Source organism: Aliiroseovarius sp. F20344 (assembly GCF_023016155.1).
Lineage (GTDB): Bacteria > Pseudomonadota > Alphaproteobacteria > Rhodobacterales > Rhodobacteraceae > Aliiroseovarius.
Genome location: NZ_JALKBG010000008.1, coordinates 1,335,669 through 1,354,458, shown reverse-complemented (window position 1 = coordinate 1,354,458; position 18,790 = coordinate 1,335,669). Strand labels below are relative to the sequence as shown.

Genomic DNA, 18,790 nt, shown 5'->3' with positions numbered 1-18,790 from the left:
GCGACCCCATTTAGTCGCGAATTGTCGTCACGCCGACGCATGGCTTGGTTAGACTGATCTTTGCAGATTTTCACAATTGGTCGGTGGGGGCGATATGCTTCAAGTTCTGAAAAGCTCATGGGCGCTTTTGCTCGGTATGATGCTCCTTATGGTGGGCAACGGTGTGCAGGGCACGCTGTTGGGCATCCGTGGTGGGCTTGAAGGATTTTCAACCTTCGAGCTTTCCGTTGTCATGTCCGGCTACTTCGCGGGATTCTTGTTTGGATCGCGCATGGCCCCGATTATGATCCGTCGCGTAGGACATGTGCGTGTCTTTGCGGCCCTTGGGTCATTTATCTCCGCTGTTCTTATTCTGTATCCTGCGTTCGACGATCCTTGGGCGTGGAGCGTCCTGCGCGTGATCGTGGGCTTCTGCTTTTCTGGCGTGTACGTCACGGCGGAAAGCTGGCTGAACAACGCATCAGACAATGCTAACCGAGGCAAAGCCCTGTCGCTTTATATGTTCGTTCAGATGGTCGGCATCATTGCAGCGCAGGGTCTGCTGGTCATCGGCGACCCGCAGGACTTCATCCTGTTCATCATCCCCTCGGTTCTTGTGTCGATCGCATTTGCGCCAATCCTACTGTCGATCAACCCCACGCCTGCCTTCGAGACCACCAAGGGCCTGAGCCTGCGCGAGCTTTTCACGATCTCTCCTTTGGGCTGTGTGGGCTTCCTGATCCTGGGGGGCGTGTTTGCTGCCCAGTTCGGCATGGCCTCGGTGTTTGGCCAACAGGCGGGGCTGTCGGTCGCACAGATCTCGGGCTTTGTGTCGACTTTCTACATCGGCGGGCTTGTGTTGCAGTATCCGATTGGATGGATTTCGGACCGAATGGACCGTCGCTTCCTGATTTTGATTGTAACCGCCGTGGCAGCTTTCGCTGGGCTTCTGCCCGTGGCGCTGGGCCTAAGTTATTCTCTGCTGTTGGTGGCGGCGTTCTTGATGGGGGGAATGACCAACCCCCTTTATGCGCTGTTGCTCGCCTATGTGAATGACTTTCTGGACCCGGATGATATGCCTGCGGCTTCGGCTGGGCTGATCTTCATCAACGGTATTGGAGCCATTGCTGGCCCGATCGTGTCGGGTTGGGTGATGGGTGTTATGGGCCCTGCCGGGTTCTGGTTCTACATGGCGGTGCTTTTGGTGCTGCTGCTGGGGTATGGCCTGTGGCGTTCGACCCAACGTTCGGCCCCTGCGCCGGATGAAACGGGTGCCTTTGTGACCATGGCGCCTGCGGCTTCGCCTGTGGCTGTTGATATGGCGCAGGAGTTCTGGGCAGACGAAGCAGAAGCCGCCGAAGAGGACGAAGGGTAATCGCGCCCTTGCAGCTTTCCCACACCGCGCTAGGGTGGAAGGGCAGCAGGGAGGATCCCATGGCAACACCCGAAGACATCATCCGCTTCTGGATCGACGAAACCGGTCCAGAGGGCTGGTATAACGGCACGCAAAAGCTTGATGATGAGATACGCAGCCGTTTCATGGCAGATTGGGAAGCGGCCCGTTCAGGTGAACTGGCCGATTGGCAAGGCAGCGCTGAAGGCGCGTTAGGTTTCATCATTCTAACCGATCAGTTCCCGCGAAACATGTTTCGCGGAGATGCCAGAAGCTTTGCGACAGACGCAGCGGCGCTTACCTGTGCCGATGCCGCCGTCCACGCTGGGCTTGATTTGCAGATCGACCTGCCAAATCGGCAGTTCTTTTACATGCCGTTCATGCACAGTGAAAAGATGACGGATCAAGATCGCTGCATCGACTTGATGCAGGATCGCATGTCGGACCCGCGAGGGGCAGGGGATACGCTGCACGCCCGTGTACATCGCGAGATAATCCGCAAGTTTGGCCGCTTCCCTTACCGGAACGAGGCTTTGGGACGCGAAAGCAGCGCTGAAGAAACTGCATTCATTCAGGATGGTGGTTATGCCAGCATCCGCGATGAAATTCAGAAGAGGGATGCGTGACCCTGTTTCGCCGGGTTTCGCTGAGCGACTAGCAGGGTTTCGCTGAGGTAATTGATCCGTTGAACAAAATAGTTTAATGGCAAACTACTTTTTGGATGAGGAGGATCCCCCATGGCGGGTAAGGCATATGATACCATCGTGATCGGCGCAGGGCCGGGCGGCTATGTGGCAGCTATCCGGGCGGCTCAGTTGGGCCAGAAGGTGGTGATCGTCGAACGCGAGCATCTTGGCGGTATCTGTCTGAACTGGGGATGTATCCCAACCAAAGCGCTGTTGCGCTCAGCCGAAGTGTTCCATTTGATGCACCGTGCCAAGGAATTTGGTCTGTCAGCTGGCAAGATCGACTATGATCTGCCCGCCATCGTGAAACGCTCGCGCGGCGTCGCGGCCCAATTGTCAGGCGGCATCGGTCATCTGATGAAAAAGAACAAAGTCGACGTGGTGATGGGCGAAGCCACGATCCCCGCCAAGGGCAAGGTTTCGGTCAAGACCGAAAAAGGCACGGAAGAGCTGACCGCCAAGAACATCGTTCTGGCCACCGGCGCACGTGCACGTGAATTGCCGGGGCTGGAGGCTGACGGCGATCTGGTCTGGACCTACAAACACGCGCTGAACCCGCCGCGCATGCCGAAGAAACTTCTGGTCATTGGGTCGGGCGCGATTGGCATCGAATTTGCGAGCTTCTTCAATACCTTGGGCGCTGATACCACCGTTGTCGAGGTGATGGATCGCGTACTGCCAGTAGAAGACGCCGAGATCTCGGCCTTCGCAAAGAAGTCCTTCGTCAAACAAGGCATGAAGATCATGGAAAAAGCCATGGTCAAGCAGCTCGACCGCGCCAAAGGCAAAGTCACCGCCCATATCGAAGTAGGTGGCAAGGTCGAAAAACAAGAGTTCGACACCGTGATTTCCGCCGTTGGCATCGTTGGCAACGTGGAAGGTCTGGGTCTGGAAGCGCTTGGCGTGAAAATCGACCGCACCCATGTGATCACGGACGCGCATTGCCGCACTGGCGTGGATGGCCTTTATGCGATTGGCGACATCGCGGGTGCGCCGTGGCTTGCCCACAAAGCCAGCCATGAAGGTGTGATGGTTGCCGAGCTAATTGCAGGCCTGCACGCCCATCCCGTGAAGCCCGAAAGCATCCCTGGCTGTACCTATTGTCACCCGCAGGTGGCCTCGGTCGGACTGTCCGAAGCCAAGGCGAAAGAGCAGGGCTATGACATCAAAGTCGGCCGCTTCCCGTTCATCGGCAACGGTAAAGCCATCGCTATGGGCGACCCCGACGGCATGATCAAAACCATCTTTGATGCCAAAACTGGAGAGCTTCTGGGCGCCCACATGGTCGGTCCGGAAGTGACCGAGATGATCCAAGGCTATGTGGTCGGCAAGACGTTGGAGACCACGGAAGAAGAGCTTATGCACACGGTCTTCCCGCACCCGACGATCTCGGAAAGCATGCACGAGGCTGTGCTGGACGCTTACGACCGCGTTATCCACATGTAAGATACTGTGAAATAAACAGAAAAGGCCGGGTTAGTCGCCCGGCCTTTTCTTTTCTTGAGGGTGCTCAGGCGAAGACTTCAAGCCCGGCAAGTGCGTCCAGAATACGGTTCCAGCCGCCAGTGTGGTCATCGCGGCTCTGTTCCGAAGGAAAGCGCACGTGACGAAGTGTCAGATCGGTACCGCCGTCTTTGGGCACGAAATTAAGCGTGACCACCGAATCCTCGGCGCTGTTATGCGATACCCATGTGAAGGCCAATTGGTTGGCACGGTCAATCACGTGGTATTCGCCCGAATGAGGCAGATCGCCTGCCTCGGGTACGCGCATCAAGATCAGAAATTGACCGCCGACTTTGGCGTCAACTTTGGCCTCGGGGATGGTCACGCCGGGGCCGGGCACCATAAATTTTGCCAGCATCTTCGGGTTCAACCAAGCATCGAACACACGTTCGGGCGGGTGGGGGATGTGGCGGGTAATCTCAAGCGATAGTTCAGTCATTGTCGTCCTCCTTCAAGGCAGCTTCGAGGGCGTCCAGGCGTAGCGCCCAGATCGACCGGAGTTCATTAAACCATTGATCAACAAGCGAAAGTGGTCCCATCTGCACTTCAATCAAATGTTCACGCCATTCGGTGCGTCGCGTCACCAACCCGGCAGTTTCCAGCACCTTGATGTGCTTTGAGACCGAATTGAGGCTGATGTCAAAACGCGCAGCGATATCCGTGATCCTTAGCGGCCCTTCCTGTGCGAGCAGTGTCAGGATAGAGCGACGCGTTGGGTCAGCTGCGGCTTTCAAGACCGTGGCGAGGCGGTCGGTGTCTTGTCGTTCAACCATATGGGTGAATAACATGGTGATTTCATTCAGTCAACCTTTTGGGTGAATGATGATTTAGGTAATGAAAAACCGCGCAGGGCAGAGCCAACGCGGTTTCCAAATTCTAGGGTAGGGAAGTTAGCGGGTGATCTCTCCGCCCGCCTGATGCCAATGACCCAGCCCGCCAATGTTGTAGACATCCTCAAACCCAAGGCGCTTTAGAACCTGCGCGCCTTGCGCGGAACGTGCGCCGGATGCGCAGTATAGTGCCACGGGTTTTGAGGTATCGATTTCCGTGTTGAAGTCGGGCCCTTTCGGATCGCACTGGAATGGCATCACGGACAGAGGCACAACCACGGCGCCTTTTGCTTTGCCTGTCATTTGCACTTCTCCGTGATCGCGCACGTCAATCAGATTGATCTCGCCTGCATTAACCTTGGCGACCGCATCGCGCGGGTCCATTTTTGCACCGCCAGTCATGAAACCAAACATCTCGTTGCTCCTTTACGCATATGCGTTTGAGAGGGGATATAGGCTTCAGCATATACGGTTCAACCTATTTAATCCATAAATATTCAAGAAATAGAATGTAAGCGAAGTGCATGTCAGGGGATGGCGGTATGTTCCTGCAATGTTCTAACTTTACCATTGTCTCTCCTTTTTCTTTGCCCTAACGGTTAAGCAACGATGAATTGGGGGTCAGAATGGCCGAGCTGAAAGAAATACAAGTCCGCGGCGCACGCGAGCACAATCTGAAATCCATTGATGTGGATATTCCGCGCGATCAACTTGTGGTGATCACCGGGCTTTCTGGGTCTGGCAAGTCGTCTTTGGCCTTCGATACGATCTATGCAGAAGGGCAGCGGCGCTATGTCGAAAGCCTGTCGGCCTATGCGCGACAATTCCTTGATATGATGGAAAAACCTGACGTGGATCACATCGCGGGTCTGTCACCTGCGATTTCCATCGAGCAGAAGACGACATCAAAAAACCCACGCTCAACCGTCGGAACTGTGACCGAGATCTATGACTATTTGCGCCTGCTCTTTGCCCGCGCAGGGACACCTTATTCCCCTGCCACGGGCCTGCCAATCGAGGCCCAGCAGGTGCAGGATATGGTGGACCGTGTCATGCAGATGGAAGAGGGCACGCGTGCCTATCTGCTGGCCCCCATCGTGCGGGACCGAAAAGGCGAATATCGTAAGGAATTTCAAGAGCTTCAGAAAAAGGGCTTCCAGCGTGTCAAAGTGAATGGCGAGATGTACGAGTTGGACGCTCCACCCACGCTGGACAAGAAGTTCCGCCACAATATCGACGTGGTGGTGGACCGCGTTGTGGTGCGCGAGGGGATGGAGCAGCGGCTGGCCGACAGTTTCCGCACAGCGCTTGATCTGGCTGATGGGATCGCTTTGTTTGAGACCGCCCCGAAAGAGGGTGAATCTGAGATCATAACCTTCTCGGAAAACTTTGCCTGCCCGGCGTCGGGCTTCACCATTCCCGAGATCGAACCGCGTCTGTTTTCGTTCAACGCCCCTTTCGGAGCCTGCCCGGACTGCGACGGATTGGGCAAAGAGCTCTTCTTTGATGAACGTCTCGTGGTGCCGGATGCAACGCTGAAGGTCTACGACGGAGCGCTTGCCCCTTGGCGCAAAGGAAAGTCGCCCTACTTCCTGCAAACGATTGAATCGATTGCGAAACATTACGAGTTCGACAAGAACACGCCGTGGAAAGACTTGCCTGCTCATGTGCAGCAAGTGTTTCTTTACGGCTCGGGCGAGGACGAGATTAAGTTCCGCTTTGACGAGGGCGGGCGCGTTTACGAGGTGACCCGACCGTTTGAAGGCGTGATCCCCAATATGGAGCGCCGCTATCGCGAGACGGATTCGAACTGGATTCGTGAAGAATTCGAACGGTATCAGAACAATCGTCCCTGTGGAGCCTGCGGGGGCTACCGTCTGCGCGACGAGGCTTTGGCGGTGAAGATCGGCCCTGCTGATGACAAGGAAAATCTTCTGCATGTGGGGCAGGTGGTCGAAATGTCGATCCGCGAGGCGCTGGCTTGGGTCGAAGACGCGCCCAACCATCTGACCGCCCAGAAGAACGAGATCGCCCGCGCGATCTTGAAAGAGATTCGCGAGCGGCTTGGGTTCTTGAACAATGTCGGGCTTGAATACCTGACGCTCAGCCGTAACTCGGGCACGCTGTCGGGCGGCGAAAGTCAGCGGATCCGTTTGGCCAGTCAGATCGGATCTGGTCTTACAGGCGTGCTTTATGTGCTCGACGAGCCGTCCATCGGGCTGCACCAGCGCGACAATGACCGGCTGCTGACCACACTGAAGAACCTACGCGATCAGGGCAATACTGTGATTGTCGTTGAGCATGACGAAGAAGCGATCCGCGAGGCTGATTATGTCTTTGATATTGGTCCGGGGGCGGGTGTCCATGGCGGAGAAGTCATCGCCCACGGCACGCCTGCGGATATCGAGGCCTGTGAGAACTCCATCACGGGTCAATACTTGACGGGTACACGCGAGATCGCGGTGCCCGCCAAGCGGCGCAAGGGCAATGGCAAAAAAATCACGGTGAAAAAGGCTACGGGCAACAACCTGCAAAACGTGACCGCTGACTTCCCGTTGGGCAAGTTTGTTTGTGTGACCGGTGTGTCGGGCGGGGGGAAATCCACGCTGACGATTGAGACCTTGTTCAAGACCGCCTCGATGCGGCTGAATGGCGCGCGCCAGACGCCCGCGCCCTGCGAGACCATCAAAGGCTTAGAGCATCTGGATAAGGTGATCGACATCGACCAGCGCCCCATCGGGCGGACACCGCGGTCGAACCCTGCGACCTATACCGGCGCGTTCACCCCCATTCGCGAATGGTTCGCGGGCCTGCCAGAGGCGAAAACACGCGGCTACAAGCCTGGTCGGTTCAGCTTCAACGTAAAGGGCGGACGGTGCGAGGCCTGTCAAGGCGACGGCGTTATCAAGATCGAAATGCACTTCCTGCCAGACGTCTATGTGCAATGCGAAACCTGCAAAGGTGCGCGGTACAATCGCGAAACGCTTGAGGTTCAGTTCAAGGGCAAGTCGATTGCTGATGTGCTGAATATGACCGTCGAGGATGCGCAAGAGTTCTTCCAGGCTGTACCATCCATTCGTGACAAGATGGACGCACTGATGCGTGTGGGGCTGGGCTATATCAAAGTGGGGCAGCAGGCCACGACCCTGTCAGGGGGCGAGGCGCAGCGGGTTAAGCTGTCTAAGGAACTCTCGAAACGCTCCACCGGCCGCACGCTCTACATTCTGGATGAACCCACAACGGGGCTGCATTTTGAAGATGTGCGCAAGTTGTTGGAAGTGCTTCATGAATTGGTGGATCAGGGCAACAGCGTTGTGGTGATCGAACACAATCTGGATGTCGTGAAAACCGCTGACCACATCATCGATATTGGTCCTGAAGGCGGCGACGGCGGCGGTACGGTGGTTGCCAAAGGCACGCCCGAGCAGGTCGCGAAAGTGACTGAGAGCTATACAGGTCATTATCTGAAAGACATGTTGCCGAAATAGGCGCCTATGGAAAGAGAAGGTAAATGAGGGCGATCGAGAACCGAAAACCAACGATTGGCCTCGCCCTTGGGTCGGGAGGCGCGCGTGGCTGGTGCCATATCGGTGTCTTGCGCGCGCTTGAAGAATTGGGGATCGAACCGGCTGTCGTGTCGGGCTGCTCAATGGGGGCCCTTGTTGGGGCCGCATGGGCGGCGGATCGACTGGATGCGTTGGAAGCTTGGGTTCTTGCACTCACTCCTGGAAAATATGTTGGGTTGATGGATGTCCGGCTCGGCTCGGGCGGTCTGGTTGAAGCGCGCGAGATCGAGGTGATGTTGCGCAACATTGGCGTGCCGGATCGGATCGAAGCACTCCCGCGCCCTTTTGGGGCCGTCGCCACCGATATGGAGACCGGGCGCGAAATCTGGTTGCAGAAGGGCCCGACGTACCCCGCAGTACGCGGGTCGGTTGGCATTCCAGGTGTGTTCAGCCCCATCCAACACGAAGGACACTGGCTGTTGGATGGCGGCTTGTCGAATCCGATCCCGGTATCAATGGCGCGCGCGATGGGGGCCGAGGTGACGATTGCCGTGAATCCCAATGCCAAACCGCGTGGACGGTTCTGGAAGCCGCCCCAGCCCACTCAGAGCGCAGAAGCGTGGGCTGCAGCGCAGTTGCCGCCTGAGTGGAATCAGGCTCTTGGACTAGACCCGGATGCCAAAGCTGAGCCGGGAAAGCCTAACTACTTCGAGGTGTTGAACGCCACTGTAGACATCATGAGCGATCAAATTCGTCGTGCTCGTCTAGCGGGCGATCCCCCGCATGTGTTGATCAATATGGGGTTTACCAATCTGACCGTGTTGGAGTTGCACCGCGGAGCCGAGGCGATCACGATGGGATATGCGCGTACCATGTCGCAGGCTAATCAGATCCGCGAAGCCTGCGCATGAAAAAAAGCCCGGCGACACGCCAGGCTTTTGTTTAGGGCTATCAGGGATCAGCCGTCGAAATCGACTTCCTGAACCAGTTTTAGCGCGTCCGCGCGATGTCCGGCAACATCCATCAGGTTTACGCCATCTGCGGTGAACTCTCCCCAACTGGTCACAATGTCATCAGCCTTTGTGCCCGGTGCAATGGGATATTCGTAGTTCTGCGAGGCATAGATTTCCTGCGCTTTGGGTGAGGATAGGAATTCCATCAGCTTGATGGCGTTTTCCTTGTTCGGGGCGTGTTTGGCCAGCGCCATACCGGACAGGTTCACGTGGGTGCCTGATCCTTCGAATGTTGGGAAGATGACGTTTACGCTGTCGGCCCATTCCTTCTGCTCTTCGTCTGCCAGCATTTTGCCCATGTAGTAGGTGTTGCCGATCGAGATATCGCATTCACCAGCCCAGATCGCTTTCACCTGCGCACGGTCGTTGCCCTGCGGTTTGCGGGCCAGATTGGCCTTCACGCCTTCAAGCCACGCTTTGGTCGAGGCCGCGTCATGGTGGGTCAGGTGCGCGGACACAAGGCCAAGCGTGTAGCTGTGGGTGCCTGATCGGGTGCAGATGCGGCCTTTCCATTTCGGGTCGGCAAGGTCTTCATAGGTAGTCACTTCACCGTCTGCGACACGGTCTTTTGACGCGTATACAATGCGAGCGCGCGAGGTTAGACCGAACCATTGGTCGCCGGGATCGCGGTATTCAGCAGGGATGTTGGCATCCAGCGTTTCGGAATCGACTGTCTGGGTTAGTCCTGCTTCTACAACGCCTGCAAGGCGCGAGATGTCGACGGTCATGATCAGGTCGGCGGGGCTGCGTTTTCCTTCAGCTTCAAGGCGTTCCACCACACCTTGTTTTAGAAACGCCACATTGATGGTGATGCCGGTCTCGTCCTGAAACGCATCCATCAACGGCTGGATCAGCTCGGGTTGACGGTAGGAATAGACATTAACCTCGTCAGCACTTGCAGCGGCGGGGGTAAGGGCTGAGGCCGCAACAACGGCCGTGGCAAGTGTGCGAACAGTTTTCATCGAACAAATCTCCTTAGGTTTCGATAGTGCGCTTAAACCCGAGTCTTTCACTAGGGTCAATACCTGATAAAAATAATCGGAGAATTTGTCGCAGGTTACTTTGCGGCCCGCTCCGCCGCCTTCTCAGCGTCCCATAGCGCGTCCATTTCTTCCAGTGTGGATTGCTCTGGCGACTTGCCTTCCGCAGCCAGCCGACGTTCGATCCCTTTAAAACGGCGTTCGAATTTGGCGTTGGCGTGACGTAGGGCCTCTTCTGGTTCGACGTTAAGGTGCCGTGCGAGATTGGCCATGACAAACAGCAAATCCCCCATTTCCTCGCGAACTTCCTTTGGACCCAATTCGTCGCGCGCCTCGGCCAGCTCTTTGGCCTCTTCGCTGATTTTGTCCAGCACCATGCCAATCTCGGGCCAATCAAACCCTACGCGGGCCGCGCGTTTTTGCAGCTTACCTGCGCGCAGCAGGGCAGGCAGGCCAATCGCCACCCCATCCAGTACGCCTTCTTGCGCCTTTTCGGCCCGCTCGGCAGCTTTGATCGTTTCCCAGTCGCGGGTCTGCTGTTCAGCGGATTTGTCGCGGTTCTCATCGCCGAAAACATGCGGATGGCGGGTGACCATCTTGTCAGACATGGTGTCTGCGACCTCATCAAAGCTGAAAAGCCCTTTTTCCTCGGCCATCTGTGCGTGGAAGACGGATTGGAATAGCAGATCGCCCAGTTCGCCCTTCAACTCCCCCCAAGCCTCGCGCTCGATCGCATCAGCGACTTCGTAAGCTTCCTCGATCGTATAGGGGGCGATCGTGGCGAAGCCCTGCTCGATATCCCACGGGCAGCCATTATCAGGGTCGCGCAAACGCCGCATGATTTCGCGCAGACGGTCCATACCGCCGTTGGGGTCATGGACCAGCGCGTCAGAGGCGGCTTTGTTCAGCGATTTGCTCATTGCATTCTGTGCCTTTTCGGGATTGTGTTTCGTCATATTGATAGGAGCAACTCATGCCAATCATCAACCGCATAGGCGCGTTTTCTGAGGATATGAAGGCGTGGCGCAGACATTTGCATGCTCATCCGGAGTTTGGGTTGGAGTGTCACGACACGGCTGCCTTTGTGGTCGACAAGCTGCGCGCCTTCGGGGTGGACGCGGTTCACGAGAAGATTGGCGTTTCGGGTGTGGTTGCTGTGATCAACGGGCAGGGGGATGGTCCGACGATTGGTTTGCGCGCGGATATGGACGCGCTGCCGATGCAGGAGGAAACCGGGGTGGACCATGCTTCGACCGTGCCGGGCATGATGCATGCCTGTGGGCATGATGGTCACACCACGATGCTTCTTGGGGCTGCGCGCTATCTGGCGGAAACGCGAAACTTCAAAGGTCGTGTGGCGCTGATCTTTCAGCCAGCCGAAGAAAACTTCGGCGGGGCCAAATACATGTGCGACGAAGGCATGATGGATCGGTTCAACATCGCCGAGGTCTTTGCGCTGCACACGATGCCCGGCAATGAGGTAGGAAGTTTCGCCACCACACCCGGACCGATCATGGCGGCAGTTGATACTTTGCGCGTTACGATTACGGGGCGCGGTGGGCACGGGGCCTATCCGCATGAAACGGTCGATCCGATCATCGCGATGGTGTCGATGGTGCAGGCGCTGCAATCCATCCTGACGCGCAATTTAAACCCGATGGATGAGGCGGTGATTTCCGTCACGCAGATCGAGGGCGGCACGGCAGATAACATCATCCCCGAAACGGCGTGGTTCGGGGCCACGGTGCGATCCTTTGATCCGGAAGTGCGCGACATGTTGGAAACCCGCATACGGGATGTGATTGCGGGGCAGGCGGCCAGCTTTGGTGTCACGGCAGAGGTTAGTTATGACCGCGGCTATCCGCCCACAATCAACGATGCTGATGCCGTCGCGGAGGCCGCGCAAGCTGCCATAGGCGTCTCGGGCAAGGCGTTGGTGCATCCCAATAGCGGGCGCGAGATGGGCGCCGAAGACTTTGCTTACATGTTAAACGAACGGCCCGGCGCGTATTTGTTCATCGGGCAGGGCGAGGGCGCTGGCCTGCATCACCCGAAGTTTGACTTTAACGACGACGTGTCCCCCATCGGGGCAAGCTTCTTTGCCCGTTTGGTTGAACAGAAGTACAGGTTGGATTAATTTGATCAAATTACCTAGTCAGCCTAGATGGCCTGTGTTACGACGGTCAAAACAAGGAGCATCGCCATGGCTTTGGAAGACGCAAGCAAACAGGTCGACACCGCGCTGACACGCGACGGGTTCAAGGGGCTGTCCTTTGAAAACACCTTCGGGGGTGTGACCTCATTCCTGCGCCGACGCTATGCCAAAGACCTTTCGGGCGTGGATATTGCAGTAACCGGCGTGCCCTTTGATCAAGCGGTGACCAACCGCCCCGGCACGCGGCTTGGCCCGCGCGCGATCCGCGAAGCTTCAGCGCTGCAATCCCCTGATCCCGCCTATGGCTGGGGCTTTGATGTGCTGTCCGAATTCGCCATCGCAGATTACGGCGATCTGGCTTTTGATTATGCCCATATTGATCAGTTTCCGGCGACGCTTGAGGCGCATATCACATCGATCCTTGATCAGGATGCGGCCTGTTTGACGTTAGGTGGGGATCACTACATCACCTTTCCGATCCTGCGGGCGCATGTGAAAAAGCACGGACCGCTCAGCCTGCTGCAATTCGATGCCCATACTGACACATGGGCTGATGACGACATGACGCGCGTGGATCATGGAACGATGTTTTATAAGGCGGTGAAAGAGGGGCTGATTGATCCCGCGCGCTCGGTACAGGTGGGTATTCGCACCACCAATGAAGACACGCTGGGCGTGAACATCATTGACGCGCGCGAAGTGCACGAAACTGGCCCGGCAGCGGTCGTGGAAAAGATCAAATCGATCCTTGGCGACAACAAAACCTATCTGACCTTCGACATCGACGCGCTGGACCCGGCCTTTGCACCCGGCACCGGAACACCGGTTTGGGGTGGTTTGACCTCAGCGCAGACATCGATCATCTTGCGTGATCTTGCTGGGATAAACGTGGTTGGCGGCGATGTGGTTGAAGTGTCTCCGCCATTTGATACCACCGGGGCCACGGCAATCGCTGGCGCGCATGTTGCGATGGAGATTTTGAACCTTTGGGCCTTCCCCAAACGTAGTTAATGCATGGACGTCTGGAATTGATCCTGCGACGATAGCTACAAGGGTTCGAAACACATCATGAAACTCATTATTGCACTCCTCGGTGTGATTGCGCTGCTGCTGGCTGCTTTCGCGGTTTATGCGCGACTAAAGCCAATTGACCGCACGCGCTTTCATGCAACACCGGGGCCAAACGAGGTTGGAGTTCATGACTTAAAAGGTGGGGTAAAGCAGGTCGTTCCTTTGGCCGACCTGCCAGAGGATGCGGTGCCACAGCTGCTTGAACTCGTGCGCCAAAGCGACGGGACAACCGAAGTGCCCGCCGATGAGGGTTATAGCTTCGTAACCCGGTCGCGGCTGTTCGGGTTTCCGGATGTCACACGCATATGGGTGGCTGAAAACAATCTGCACATCCATGCGCATCTTGTCATTGGAAGTTCAGATGTTGGGGTTAATGGGCGTCGAGTGGGGCAATGGATTGAATTGCTCTTCGCTGCCCCGTGATGAGACGCAGCCCTGACCGGTATCACGCCATATCGGAACGTTCAGGCTCATGTCACACAGGGCCATAAACGCGCGCCCATCGACGAACAAACAGATGGACTGTCCAAGCTCGACCCGACCCCCTTGGCTGTCGGTACAATAGCAGTCGATTACCTTACCACCCGGTCCGGTGACATCTGCAAAGCTGGGTGTGGTTAGCATCAAGAAAAAGAGCGTAGCGCGATAGATCATATGCGCAGTCTAGCACGCCCGTGCCTCTTGACCAAATCTGCGTAATCATAGACACCATCCCCATGGTTCCTATGGTAAAACTCAACGCGATCACCGAGCGCTTTCAGTATCTCGAAGCCCGCATGGCCGAAGGCCTATCTGGGGATGAAATCGCCGCTCTGGGGCGCGAATATGCCGAGTTGAAGCCGGTGGTCGACGAGATCATCAGCTATCAGCAATTGCTGGGCGATATCGCCGAGGCAGAGCTTATGCTGGATGACCCAGATATGCGTGAGTTGGCCGAGGAAGAATTGCCCAGCCTGCGCGAGCGCTTGCCCGAAATGGAGCAAGCAATGCGGCTGGCCCTGCTGCCCAAAGATGCGGCAGATGCACGGCCTGCGATGATTGAAATTCGGCCCGGAACCGGTGGAGACGAAGCCGCACTTTTCGCAGGTGATTTGCTGCGGATGTATCAGCGTTATGCAGAATCCCGCGGTTGGAGCTTTGATATTGTCGAACAAAGCCTGTCCGAACTTGGCGGTGTTAAAGAAGTCACCGCACATGTGAAGGGCGAAGGTGTGTTTGCCCGTCTGAAATATGAAAGCGGCGTGCACCGTGTACAGCGCGTGCCCGAAACGGAAAGTGGCGGGCGTATCCATACTTCGGCCGCGACGGTCGCGGTACTGCCTGAAGCTGAAGACGTGGACATCCAGATTGATCCCGGTGATTTGCGTATCGATACGATGCGCGCGTCCGGGTCTGGTGGTCAGCACGTGAACACGACGGATTCGGCCGTACGGATCACTCACCTGCCCACGGGGATCATGGTGGTCAGTTCCGAGAAGTCTCAGCACCGCAATCGCGAGATTGCGATGCAAGTGCTGAAAACGCGGCTTTATGACCTTGAGCGGCAGCGTGTTGACAGTGAACGGGCGGCAGATCGGAAATCTCAGGTGGGGTCGGGGGACCGTTCAGAACGGATCCGAACTTATAATTTCCCGCAAGGCCGCATGACCGATCACCGTATCAATCTGACGCTTTACAAGCTGGATCAGATCATGGGCGGGGACCTTGACGAGATCGTGGATGCTCTGACAGCCGAGGCGCAGGCGGCGCAGCTTGCGGATCTGGACGCGTGACGACCGGATCGGTGCTGCTGGCCAAGGCTGTGGCGCGTTTGCGTGAAGTCGGGATTGATGATCCGGCACCAGATGCGCGTATTCTCTTGGCCCATGCATTGCAGGTGGATCGCAGCCGTTTGACCTTGGTGCTTCATGATGAGGTTACACCAGAACAGGCGACCGCATTCGAACGCTTTGTTGACGCCCGCTGCAATCGTCAACCGGTTGCACAAATCGTAGGATTGCGCGCGTTTTATGGACGGGATTTCGTTGTCACCCAAGACGTGCTGGATCCACGCCCAGACACAGAGCTGATCGTTGATTTGGCGATATCACAGCCGTTTGCATCGGTGTTGGACCTTGGAACGGGGTCTGGCTGCATATTACTTAGCCTACTGGCCGAAATGCCCGACGCCATTGGGATTGGGGTAGACCTGTCAGACAAGGCGTTAGAGGTTGCCGAGCGCAACGCGGCGCAGCTTGATGTCGCGACACGGGCAACACTTATGCAGGGCAGCTGGTTTGATCCGCTGGAGCCAACAAAACAATTCGACCTGATCGTTTCAAACCCGCCCTATATCACGAAGGACGAGATGGGCGCCTTAGCACCCGAGGTTCACGATTGGGAACCGCATATGGCGCTGACGCCGGGTGGTGACGGGTTGGAGGCCTATCGCCGCATCATAAGCCGTGTGGCAGAGTTTCTGGTACCAAGCGGCCGTATGCTTCTGGAAATCGGTTACGAACAGGCCACAGATGTTACGGCCTTATGTCGCGCTGCCGGGTTCAAGGACGTTCTGGTGCATAAGGACCTGTCGGGAAAAGATCGCGTTGTTGCTGCATCGGGGTTGGATCGGTGCTGACCGCTTGGGTGTGTTCGAAACCCCCAAAACCGCGCGAAATACTGCGAATTGCGGCAATTTTTTCACATAAGGCTTGTCTTTTGTTGGGACGCATGGTTAGCAATAACAAGCAGCGATGCAGTCCGGCAGGACAGCCGTTGCGAACAAGCCCTCAAAATCGGATCATCTGGTTGTTTAACAGCTAATGTCCGAGACAACAGCGCGGCGGATGCCGCAAGACTGTGCTGAAATCGGAAAATATATATGAGATCGTCGAAATCACGTTCGCGCAACAAGTCGAACCGCAACCGGAATAACCCCGGCAACATTATCAATCGCGTGTATGACAGTTCTGGCCCTGAGGGGAAGGTGCGCGGAACGCCGCAGCAGATTATCGACAAATACAACCAGCTGACTCGGGATGCGTTCCTGTCGAACGACCGCGTGGCAGGTGAGAATTTCCAACAACACGCCGAGCATTACACCCGCCTTCTGGGCGAAGCTCAGCGCGAGATTGACAACCGCCGCCAGCAAGCTGACCAGCAGAACCGCGAACGCCAACAGCGTGAAAAAGATGCCCGTGCGGATCGCGCAGCCTCGGATGTGACCCCTGGTGGGGATCAACCGGTGCCGGGCGAAGGGGATCAGCCAGATCTGTCTCAATCTCCGCAACCTGAGATGGCGGATGATGGTGACAACGGATTGGTGGAAACACCCGAAAGCAAGCCACGTCGTCAATCTCCGCGCACACGCAAGCCACGCAAGCCTGCACGCAGCGAAGAAAAGTCGACCGAGGCTACACCTCAGCCAGATGCAGATAGCTCGGGCGAAGCAGCAGAATAAGTTTTCTAAATGATATCAAAAAAAAGCCCCGGCACAGCCGGGGCTTTTTAGTTTGAAAACAGTTTTTAGCGTTAGTCAGTACCGCGATAGGGTTCGACGTATTGCAACGCCATATCCCAAGGGAAGAAGATCCAGGTATCCTGGCTGACCTCGGTGATGAAGGTGTCAACCATCGGGCGCCCCTTGGGCTTGGCATAAACTGTGGCGAAATGAGCGTTGGGATAAAGCTCACGCACCAGTTCCAGCGTTTTGCCGCTATCTACCAGATCGTCGATGATCAAAATGCCTGTGCCGTCGCCCATCAGATCAGCATCCGGCGATTTCAGCACTTCTGCATCGCTTTGCTTGTCCGCTTTGCCACCGCCCGCGTGATAGGATTTCACGCTGATCGTGTCGACGGTGCGGATGTCCAGCTCGCGGCTGACGATCATTGCAGGGGCCATACCGCCACGCGTGATCGCCACAACGGCACGCCAAGCCCCATCATCTGGGCCTTGTCCATCCAGACGCCAAGCCAAGGCCCGGCTGTCACGGTGAATCTGATCCCAGCTGATGTGAAATCCCTTTTCGTGAGGCAGACGATGATCGCTCATGGCAGGGCTCCTTATTTGCGGCCGGTGGTCACATCGATATCAGGCGCGTCGACGGCTTTCATACCGACAACGTGATAGCCCGCATCAACGTGATGGGTTTCACCCGTAACGCCTGCGCCCAGATCGGACAGCAGATACAGGGCCGAGTTGCCAACGTCCCCAATGGTCACATTGCGGCGCAGGGGCGAGTTTAGCTCGTTCCATTTAAGGATATAGCGGAAATCGCCAATGCCAGAGGCGGCCAGCGTTTTGATCGGACCTGCCGAAATCGAGTTCACGCGGATACCGTCTTTGCCCAGATCCTCGGCAAGGTAGCGCACCGAAGCCTCCAGCGCCGCTTTGGCAACGCCCATGACGTTGTAATGCGGCATGACTTGCTCGGCACCGTAGTAGGTGAGAGTCAGCATGGATCCACCTTCGGTCATCATCGCAGATGCGCGACGGGCGACGGCGGTAAAGCTGTAGACCGAGATGTCCATGGTCATGCGGAAGTTTTCTGGGCTGGTGTCAACGTAACGACCGCGAAGCTCGTTTTTATCAGAGAAACCAATGGCGTGCACGATGAAGTCAAGCTTGCCCCACTTGGCTTCCAATGCATTGAACAACGCGTCAATCGACCCTTGGTCGGCGACGTCACATTCAATCATGATGTCTGACCCCAGCTGTTCTGCCAAAGGCCCCACACGTTTCTTCAAGGCCTCGCCCTGATACGAAAAGGCCAGCTCGGCGCCAGCATCGGCACAAGCCTTTGCGATGCCCCATGCAATGGACTTGTCGTTTGCGAGCCCCATAATCAGGCCGCGCTTTCCCTTCATCAATTCGGTCGACATATATGTTCCTCGTCCCGGGATACTGCGATAAGACCGTTTAGGCGATTGACCGTTTGTCTTCAAGTCCGGCATGGCGCTATGTGCTTGTGATCTGGCGGGATTTGGCCAAACAGTTTTGTAACAATGTGCAATACTGATGTGAGTGAAAAGGAAAGCAAATGTCTGAACGTGACGGTATCTTCGCGGGGGATGACCCGTTTGTCATTGCACGTAACTGGTTGGCCGAGGCCGAGAAAGGCGAAGTGAATGATCCCAACGCGATTGCGCTTTCTACGGTGGATGCGGACGGCTTGCCCAACGCCCGAATGGTTCTGTTGAAAGATATCGAGGATGACGCATTTGTCTTCTACACAAATTACGGATCCGTCAAAGCCGATGAGATCGAACAGGCCGGCAAAGCCGCCTTCGTCATGCATTGGAAAAGTTTAAGGCGACAAGTGCGTGTCCGGGGTCTCGTTACACGGGAAGAGGGTGTGCAGGCAGATAATTATTTTTCCTCGCGTTCACTGAAGAGCAAACTGGGCGCTTGGGCGTCGCGTCAGAGCCAGCCGCTGGCATCGCGGGCCAGTCTGATGGCGAAGGTTGCGAAGGTCACCGCACAGCATGGGCCGACGCCTCAAAGGCCCTTATTTTGGGGTGGATATCGGATCCAACCTGTCGAAATCGAGTTCTGGGCAGATGGTGCTTTTAGGCTTCACGACCGGTTTAGGTGGGCTCGATCCAAGCCCGACGAGGCATGGCAGGTTACCCGCCTGAATCCTTGAAAAGCATACTTGAATTTGGATTGACCTAACCAAAAATACAGGGCGGTG

20 protein-coding genes are annotated in these 18,790 nt (G+C 56.5%); 12 read left to right on the top strand and 8 right to left on the bottom strand.

Annotated features, from left to right (window positions below):
• The first annotated feature begins 94 nt into the window (after window positions 1-94).
• The 3 genes from MWU55_RS15640 to lpdA all read left to right on the top strand — a co-directional run bounded on the left by MWU55_RS15640 (window position 95) and on the right by lpdA (window position 3,504).
• Complete coding sequence (locus MWU55_RS15640) at window positions 95-1,354, top strand: MFS transporter (protein ID WP_246937671.1); 1,260 nt, start codon at window positions 95-97, stop codon at window positions 1,352-1,354.
• A 59-nt stretch (window positions 1,355-1,413) separates the two neighbouring features.
• Window positions 1,414-1,998, top strand: coding sequence for a DUF924 family protein (locus MWU55_RS15635; protein ID WP_246937668.1), 585 nt, complete (start codon window positions 1,414-1,416; stop codon window positions 1,996-1,998).
• A gap of 111 nt (window positions 1,999-2,109) precedes the next feature.
• On the top strand, window positions 2,110-3,504 hold the full coding sequence (gene lpdA / locus MWU55_RS15630) for a dihydrolipoyl dehydrogenase (RefSeq protein WP_246937666.1): 1,395 nt from the start codon (window positions 2,110-2,112) through the stop codon (window positions 3,502-3,504).
• A gap of 64 nt (window positions 3,505-3,568) precedes the next feature.
• Here the strand turns inward: lpdA and MWU55_RS15625 are convergent, their stop codons facing one another.
• From MWU55_RS15625 to MWU55_RS15615, 3 genes are all read right to left on the bottom strand, one after another.
• Window positions 3,569-4,000, bottom strand: a complete 432-nt coding sequence (locus MWU55_RS15625) for an SRPBCC domain-containing protein (protein WP_246937664.1) — start codon at window positions 3,998-4,000, stop codon at window positions 3,569-3,571.
• Window positions 3,993-4,349, bottom strand: coding sequence for a metalloregulator ArsR/SmtB family transcription factor (locus MWU55_RS15620; RefSeq protein ID WP_246937662.1), 357 nt, complete (start codon window positions 4,347-4,349; stop codon window positions 3,993-3,995). Before MWU55_RS15620 ends, MWU55_RS15625 begins: the two co-directional genes overlap by 8 nt.
• Before the next feature lie 102 nt (window positions 4,350-4,451).
• A complete protein-coding gene (locus MWU55_RS15615) occupies window positions 4,452-4,805 on the bottom strand; it encodes a rhodanese-like domain-containing protein (RefSeq protein ID WP_246937660.1) in 354 nt (117 codons plus the stop codon).
• A gap of 212 nt (window positions 4,806-5,017) precedes the next feature.
• Here MWU55_RS15615 and uvrA point away from each other — a divergent pair, with 212 nt between their 5' ends.
• Window positions 5,018-7,879 carry an excinuclease ABC subunit UvrA gene (gene uvrA, locus MWU55_RS15610; RefSeq protein WP_246937657.1) on the top strand — a complete coding sequence of 954 codons (2,862 nt, stop codon included), beginning with the start codon at window positions 5,018-5,020 and terminating at the stop codon, window positions 7,877-7,879.
• Window positions 7,880-7,902: 23 nt separating this feature from the next.
• Complete coding sequence (locus MWU55_RS15605) at window positions 7,903-8,808, top strand: patatin-like phospholipase family protein (RefSeq protein WP_246937655.1); 906 nt, start codon at window positions 7,903-7,905, stop codon at window positions 8,806-8,808.
• A 47-nt stretch (window positions 8,809-8,855) separates the two neighbouring features.
• Here the strand turns inward: MWU55_RS15605 and MWU55_RS15600 are convergent, their stop codons facing one another.
• The gene (locus MWU55_RS15600) at window positions 8,856-9,872 is read right to left on the bottom strand and encodes a Fe(3+) ABC transporter substrate-binding protein (RefSeq protein WP_246937654.1); all 1,017 of its coding nucleotides are present in this window, start codon (window positions 9,870-9,872) and stop codon (window positions 8,856-8,858) included.
• 95 nt (window positions 9,873-9,967) lie between these two features.
• Entirely contained in the window at window positions 9,968-10,810 is an 843-nt protein-coding gene (gene mazG / locus MWU55_RS15595; RefSeq protein ID WP_246937652.1) for a nucleoside triphosphate pyrophosphohydrolase, read from the bottom strand.
• 53 nt (window positions 10,811-10,863) lie between these two features.
• On the opposite strand from mazG, the gene MWU55_RS15590 reads away from it, so the two are divergent.
• The 3 genes from MWU55_RS15590 to MWU55_RS15580 all read left to right on the top strand — a co-directional run bounded on the left by MWU55_RS15590 (window position 10,864) and on the right by MWU55_RS15580 (window position 13,539).
• Window positions 10,864-12,027: a M20 aminoacylase family protein gene (locus tag MWU55_RS15590; protein WP_246937650.1), complete on the top strand. Its 1,164-nt coding sequence runs from the start codon at window positions 10,864-10,866 to the stop codon at window positions 12,025-12,027.
• Between the two features lie 66 nt (window positions 12,028-12,093).
• Window positions 12,094-13,056: an agmatinase gene (speB, locus tag MWU55_RS15585; RefSeq protein WP_246937647.1), complete on the top strand. Its 963-nt coding sequence runs from the start codon at window positions 12,094-12,096 to the stop codon at window positions 13,054-13,056.
• 57 nt (window positions 13,057-13,113) lie between these two features.
• Window positions 13,114-13,539 (top strand): DUF1499 domain-containing protein, encoded by a 426-nt coding sequence (locus MWU55_RS15580; RefSeq protein ID WP_246937643.1) that lies wholly within the window; start codon window positions 13,114-13,116, stop codon window positions 13,537-13,539.
• On the opposite strand, the gene MWU55_RS15575 is transcribed toward MWU55_RS15580, so the two are convergent.
• Window positions 13,474-13,770 (bottom strand): hypothetical protein, encoded by a 297-nt coding sequence (locus MWU55_RS15575; RefSeq protein ID WP_246937639.1) that lies wholly within the window; start codon window positions 13,768-13,770, stop codon window positions 13,474-13,476. The genes MWU55_RS15580 and MWU55_RS15575 overlap by 66 nt on opposite strands.
• A 62-nt stretch (window positions 13,771-13,832) precedes the next feature.
• Here MWU55_RS15575 and prfA point away from each other — a divergent pair, with 62 nt between their 5' ends.
• The 3 genes from prfA (at window position 13,833) to MWU55_RS15560 (ending at window position 16,555) form a co-directional block, all read left to right on the top strand.
• Window positions 13,833-14,888, top strand: coding sequence for a peptide chain release factor 1 (prfA, locus tag MWU55_RS15570; RefSeq protein ID WP_246937636.1), 1,056 nt, complete (start codon window positions 13,833-13,835; stop codon window positions 14,886-14,888).
• Window positions 14,885-15,733 (top strand): peptide chain release factor N(5)-glutamine methyltransferase, encoded by an 849-nt coding sequence (prmC, locus tag MWU55_RS15565; protein WP_246937633.1) that lies wholly within the window; start codon window positions 14,885-14,887, stop codon window positions 15,731-15,733. The genes prfA and prmC overlap by 4 nt, the downstream gene beginning before the upstream one ends.
• A 243-nt stretch (window positions 15,734-15,976) precedes the next feature.
• The gene (locus MWU55_RS15560) at window positions 15,977-16,555 is read left to right on the top strand and encodes a DUF4167 domain-containing protein (RefSeq protein ID WP_246937631.1); all 579 of its coding nucleotides are present in this window, start codon (window positions 15,977-15,979) and stop codon (window positions 16,553-16,555) included.
• 71 nt (window positions 16,556-16,626) lie between these two features.
• Here MWU55_RS15560 and gpt read toward each other — a convergent pair whose 3' ends face one another.
• Both gpt and fabI read right to left on the bottom strand, forming a co-directional pair.
• Window positions 16,627-17,148: a xanthine phosphoribosyltransferase gene (gene gpt / locus MWU55_RS15555; protein ID WP_246937629.1), complete on the bottom strand. Its 522-nt coding sequence runs from the start codon at window positions 17,146-17,148 to the stop codon at window positions 16,627-16,629.
• 11 nt (window positions 17,149-17,159) lie between these two features.
• The gene (gene fabI, locus MWU55_RS15550) at window positions 17,160-17,978 is read right to left on the bottom strand and encodes an enoyl-ACP reductase FabI (RefSeq protein WP_246937627.1); all 819 of its coding nucleotides are present in this window, start codon (window positions 17,976-17,978) and stop codon (window positions 17,160-17,162) included.
• Window positions 17,979-18,136: 158 nt separating this feature from the next.
• Here fabI and pdxH point away from each other — a divergent pair, with 158 nt between their 5' ends.
• Window positions 18,137-18,742: a pyridoxamine 5'-phosphate oxidase gene (gene pdxH / locus MWU55_RS15545; protein WP_246937625.1), complete on the top strand. Its 606-nt coding sequence runs from the start codon at window positions 18,137-18,139 to the stop codon at window positions 18,740-18,742.
• The last annotated feature ends 48 nt before the right edge of the window (window positions 18,743-18,790 follow it).

What these genes read in the sequence shown, in the direction of transcription:
- MWU55_RS15640 (WP_246937671.1), top strand. Translation starts at nt 95, where the DNA reads ATGCTTCAAGTTCTGAAAAGCTCATGGGCGCTTTTGCTCGGTATGATG.
- MWU55_RS15635 (WP_246937668.1), top strand. Translation starts at nt 1,414, where the DNA reads ATGGCAACACCCGAAGACATCATCCGCTTCTGGATCGACGAAACCGGT.
- lpdA (WP_246937666.1), top strand. Translation starts at nt 2,110, where the DNA reads ATGGCGGGTAAGGCATATGATACCATCGTGATCGGCGCAGGGCCGGGC.
- MWU55_RS15625 (WP_246937664.1), bottom strand. Translation starts at nt 4,000, where the DNA reads ATGACTGAACTATCGCTTGAGATTACCCGCCACATCCCCCACCCGCCC.
- MWU55_RS15620 (WP_246937662.1), bottom strand. Translation starts at nt 4,349, where the DNA reads ATGTTATTCACCCATATGGTTGAACGACAAGACACCGACCGCCTCGCC.
- MWU55_RS15615 (WP_246937660.1), bottom strand. Translation starts at nt 4,805, where the DNA reads ATGTTTGGTTTCATGACTGGCGGTGCAAAAATGGACCCGCGCGATGCG.
- uvrA (WP_246937657.1), top strand. Translation starts at nt 5,018, where the DNA reads ATGGCCGAGCTGAAAGAAATACAAGTCCGCGGCGCACGCGAGCACAAT.
- MWU55_RS15605 (WP_246937655.1), top strand. Translation starts at nt 7,903, where the DNA reads ATGAGGGCGATCGAGAACCGAAAACCAACGATTGGCCTCGCCCTTGGG.
- MWU55_RS15600 (WP_246937654.1), bottom strand. Translation starts at nt 9,872, where the DNA reads ATGAAAACTGTTCGCACACTTGCCACGGCCGTTGTTGCGGCCTCAGCC.
- mazG (WP_246937652.1), bottom strand. Translation starts at nt 10,810, where the DNA reads ATGAGCAAATCGCTGAACAAAGCCGCCTCTGACGCGCTGGTCCATGAC.
- MWU55_RS15590 (WP_246937650.1), top strand. Translation starts at nt 10,864, where the DNA reads ATGCCAATCATCAACCGCATAGGCGCGTTTTCTGAGGATATGAAGGCG.
- speB (WP_246937647.1), top strand. Translation starts at nt 12,094, where the DNA reads ATGGCTTTGGAAGACGCAAGCAAACAGGTCGACACCGCGCTGACACGC.
- MWU55_RS15580 (WP_246937643.1), top strand. Translation starts at nt 13,114, where the DNA reads ATGAAACTCATTATTGCACTCCTCGGTGTGATTGCGCTGCTGCTGGCT.
- MWU55_RS15575 (WP_246937639.1), bottom strand. Translation starts at nt 13,770, where the DNA reads ATGATCTATCGCGCTACGCTCTTTTTCTTGATGCTAACCACACCCAGC.
- prfA (WP_246937636.1), top strand. Translation starts at nt 13,833, where the DNA reads ATGGTTCCTATGGTAAAACTCAACGCGATCACCGAGCGCTTTCAGTAT.
- MWU55_RS15560 (WP_246937631.1), top strand. Translation starts at nt 15,977, where the DNA reads ATGAGATCGTCGAAATCACGTTCGCGCAACAAGTCGAACCGCAACCGG.
- gpt (WP_246937629.1), bottom strand. Translation starts at nt 17,148, where the DNA reads ATGAGCGATCATCGTCTGCCTCACGAAAAGGGATTTCACATCAGCTGG.
- fabI (WP_246937627.1), bottom strand. Translation starts at nt 17,978, where the DNA reads ATGTCGACCGAATTGATGAAGGGAAAGCGCGGCCTGATTATGGGGCTC.
- pdxH (WP_246937625.1), top strand. Translation starts at nt 18,137, where the DNA reads ATGTCTGAACGTGACGGTATCTTCGCGGGGGATGACCCGTTTGTCATT.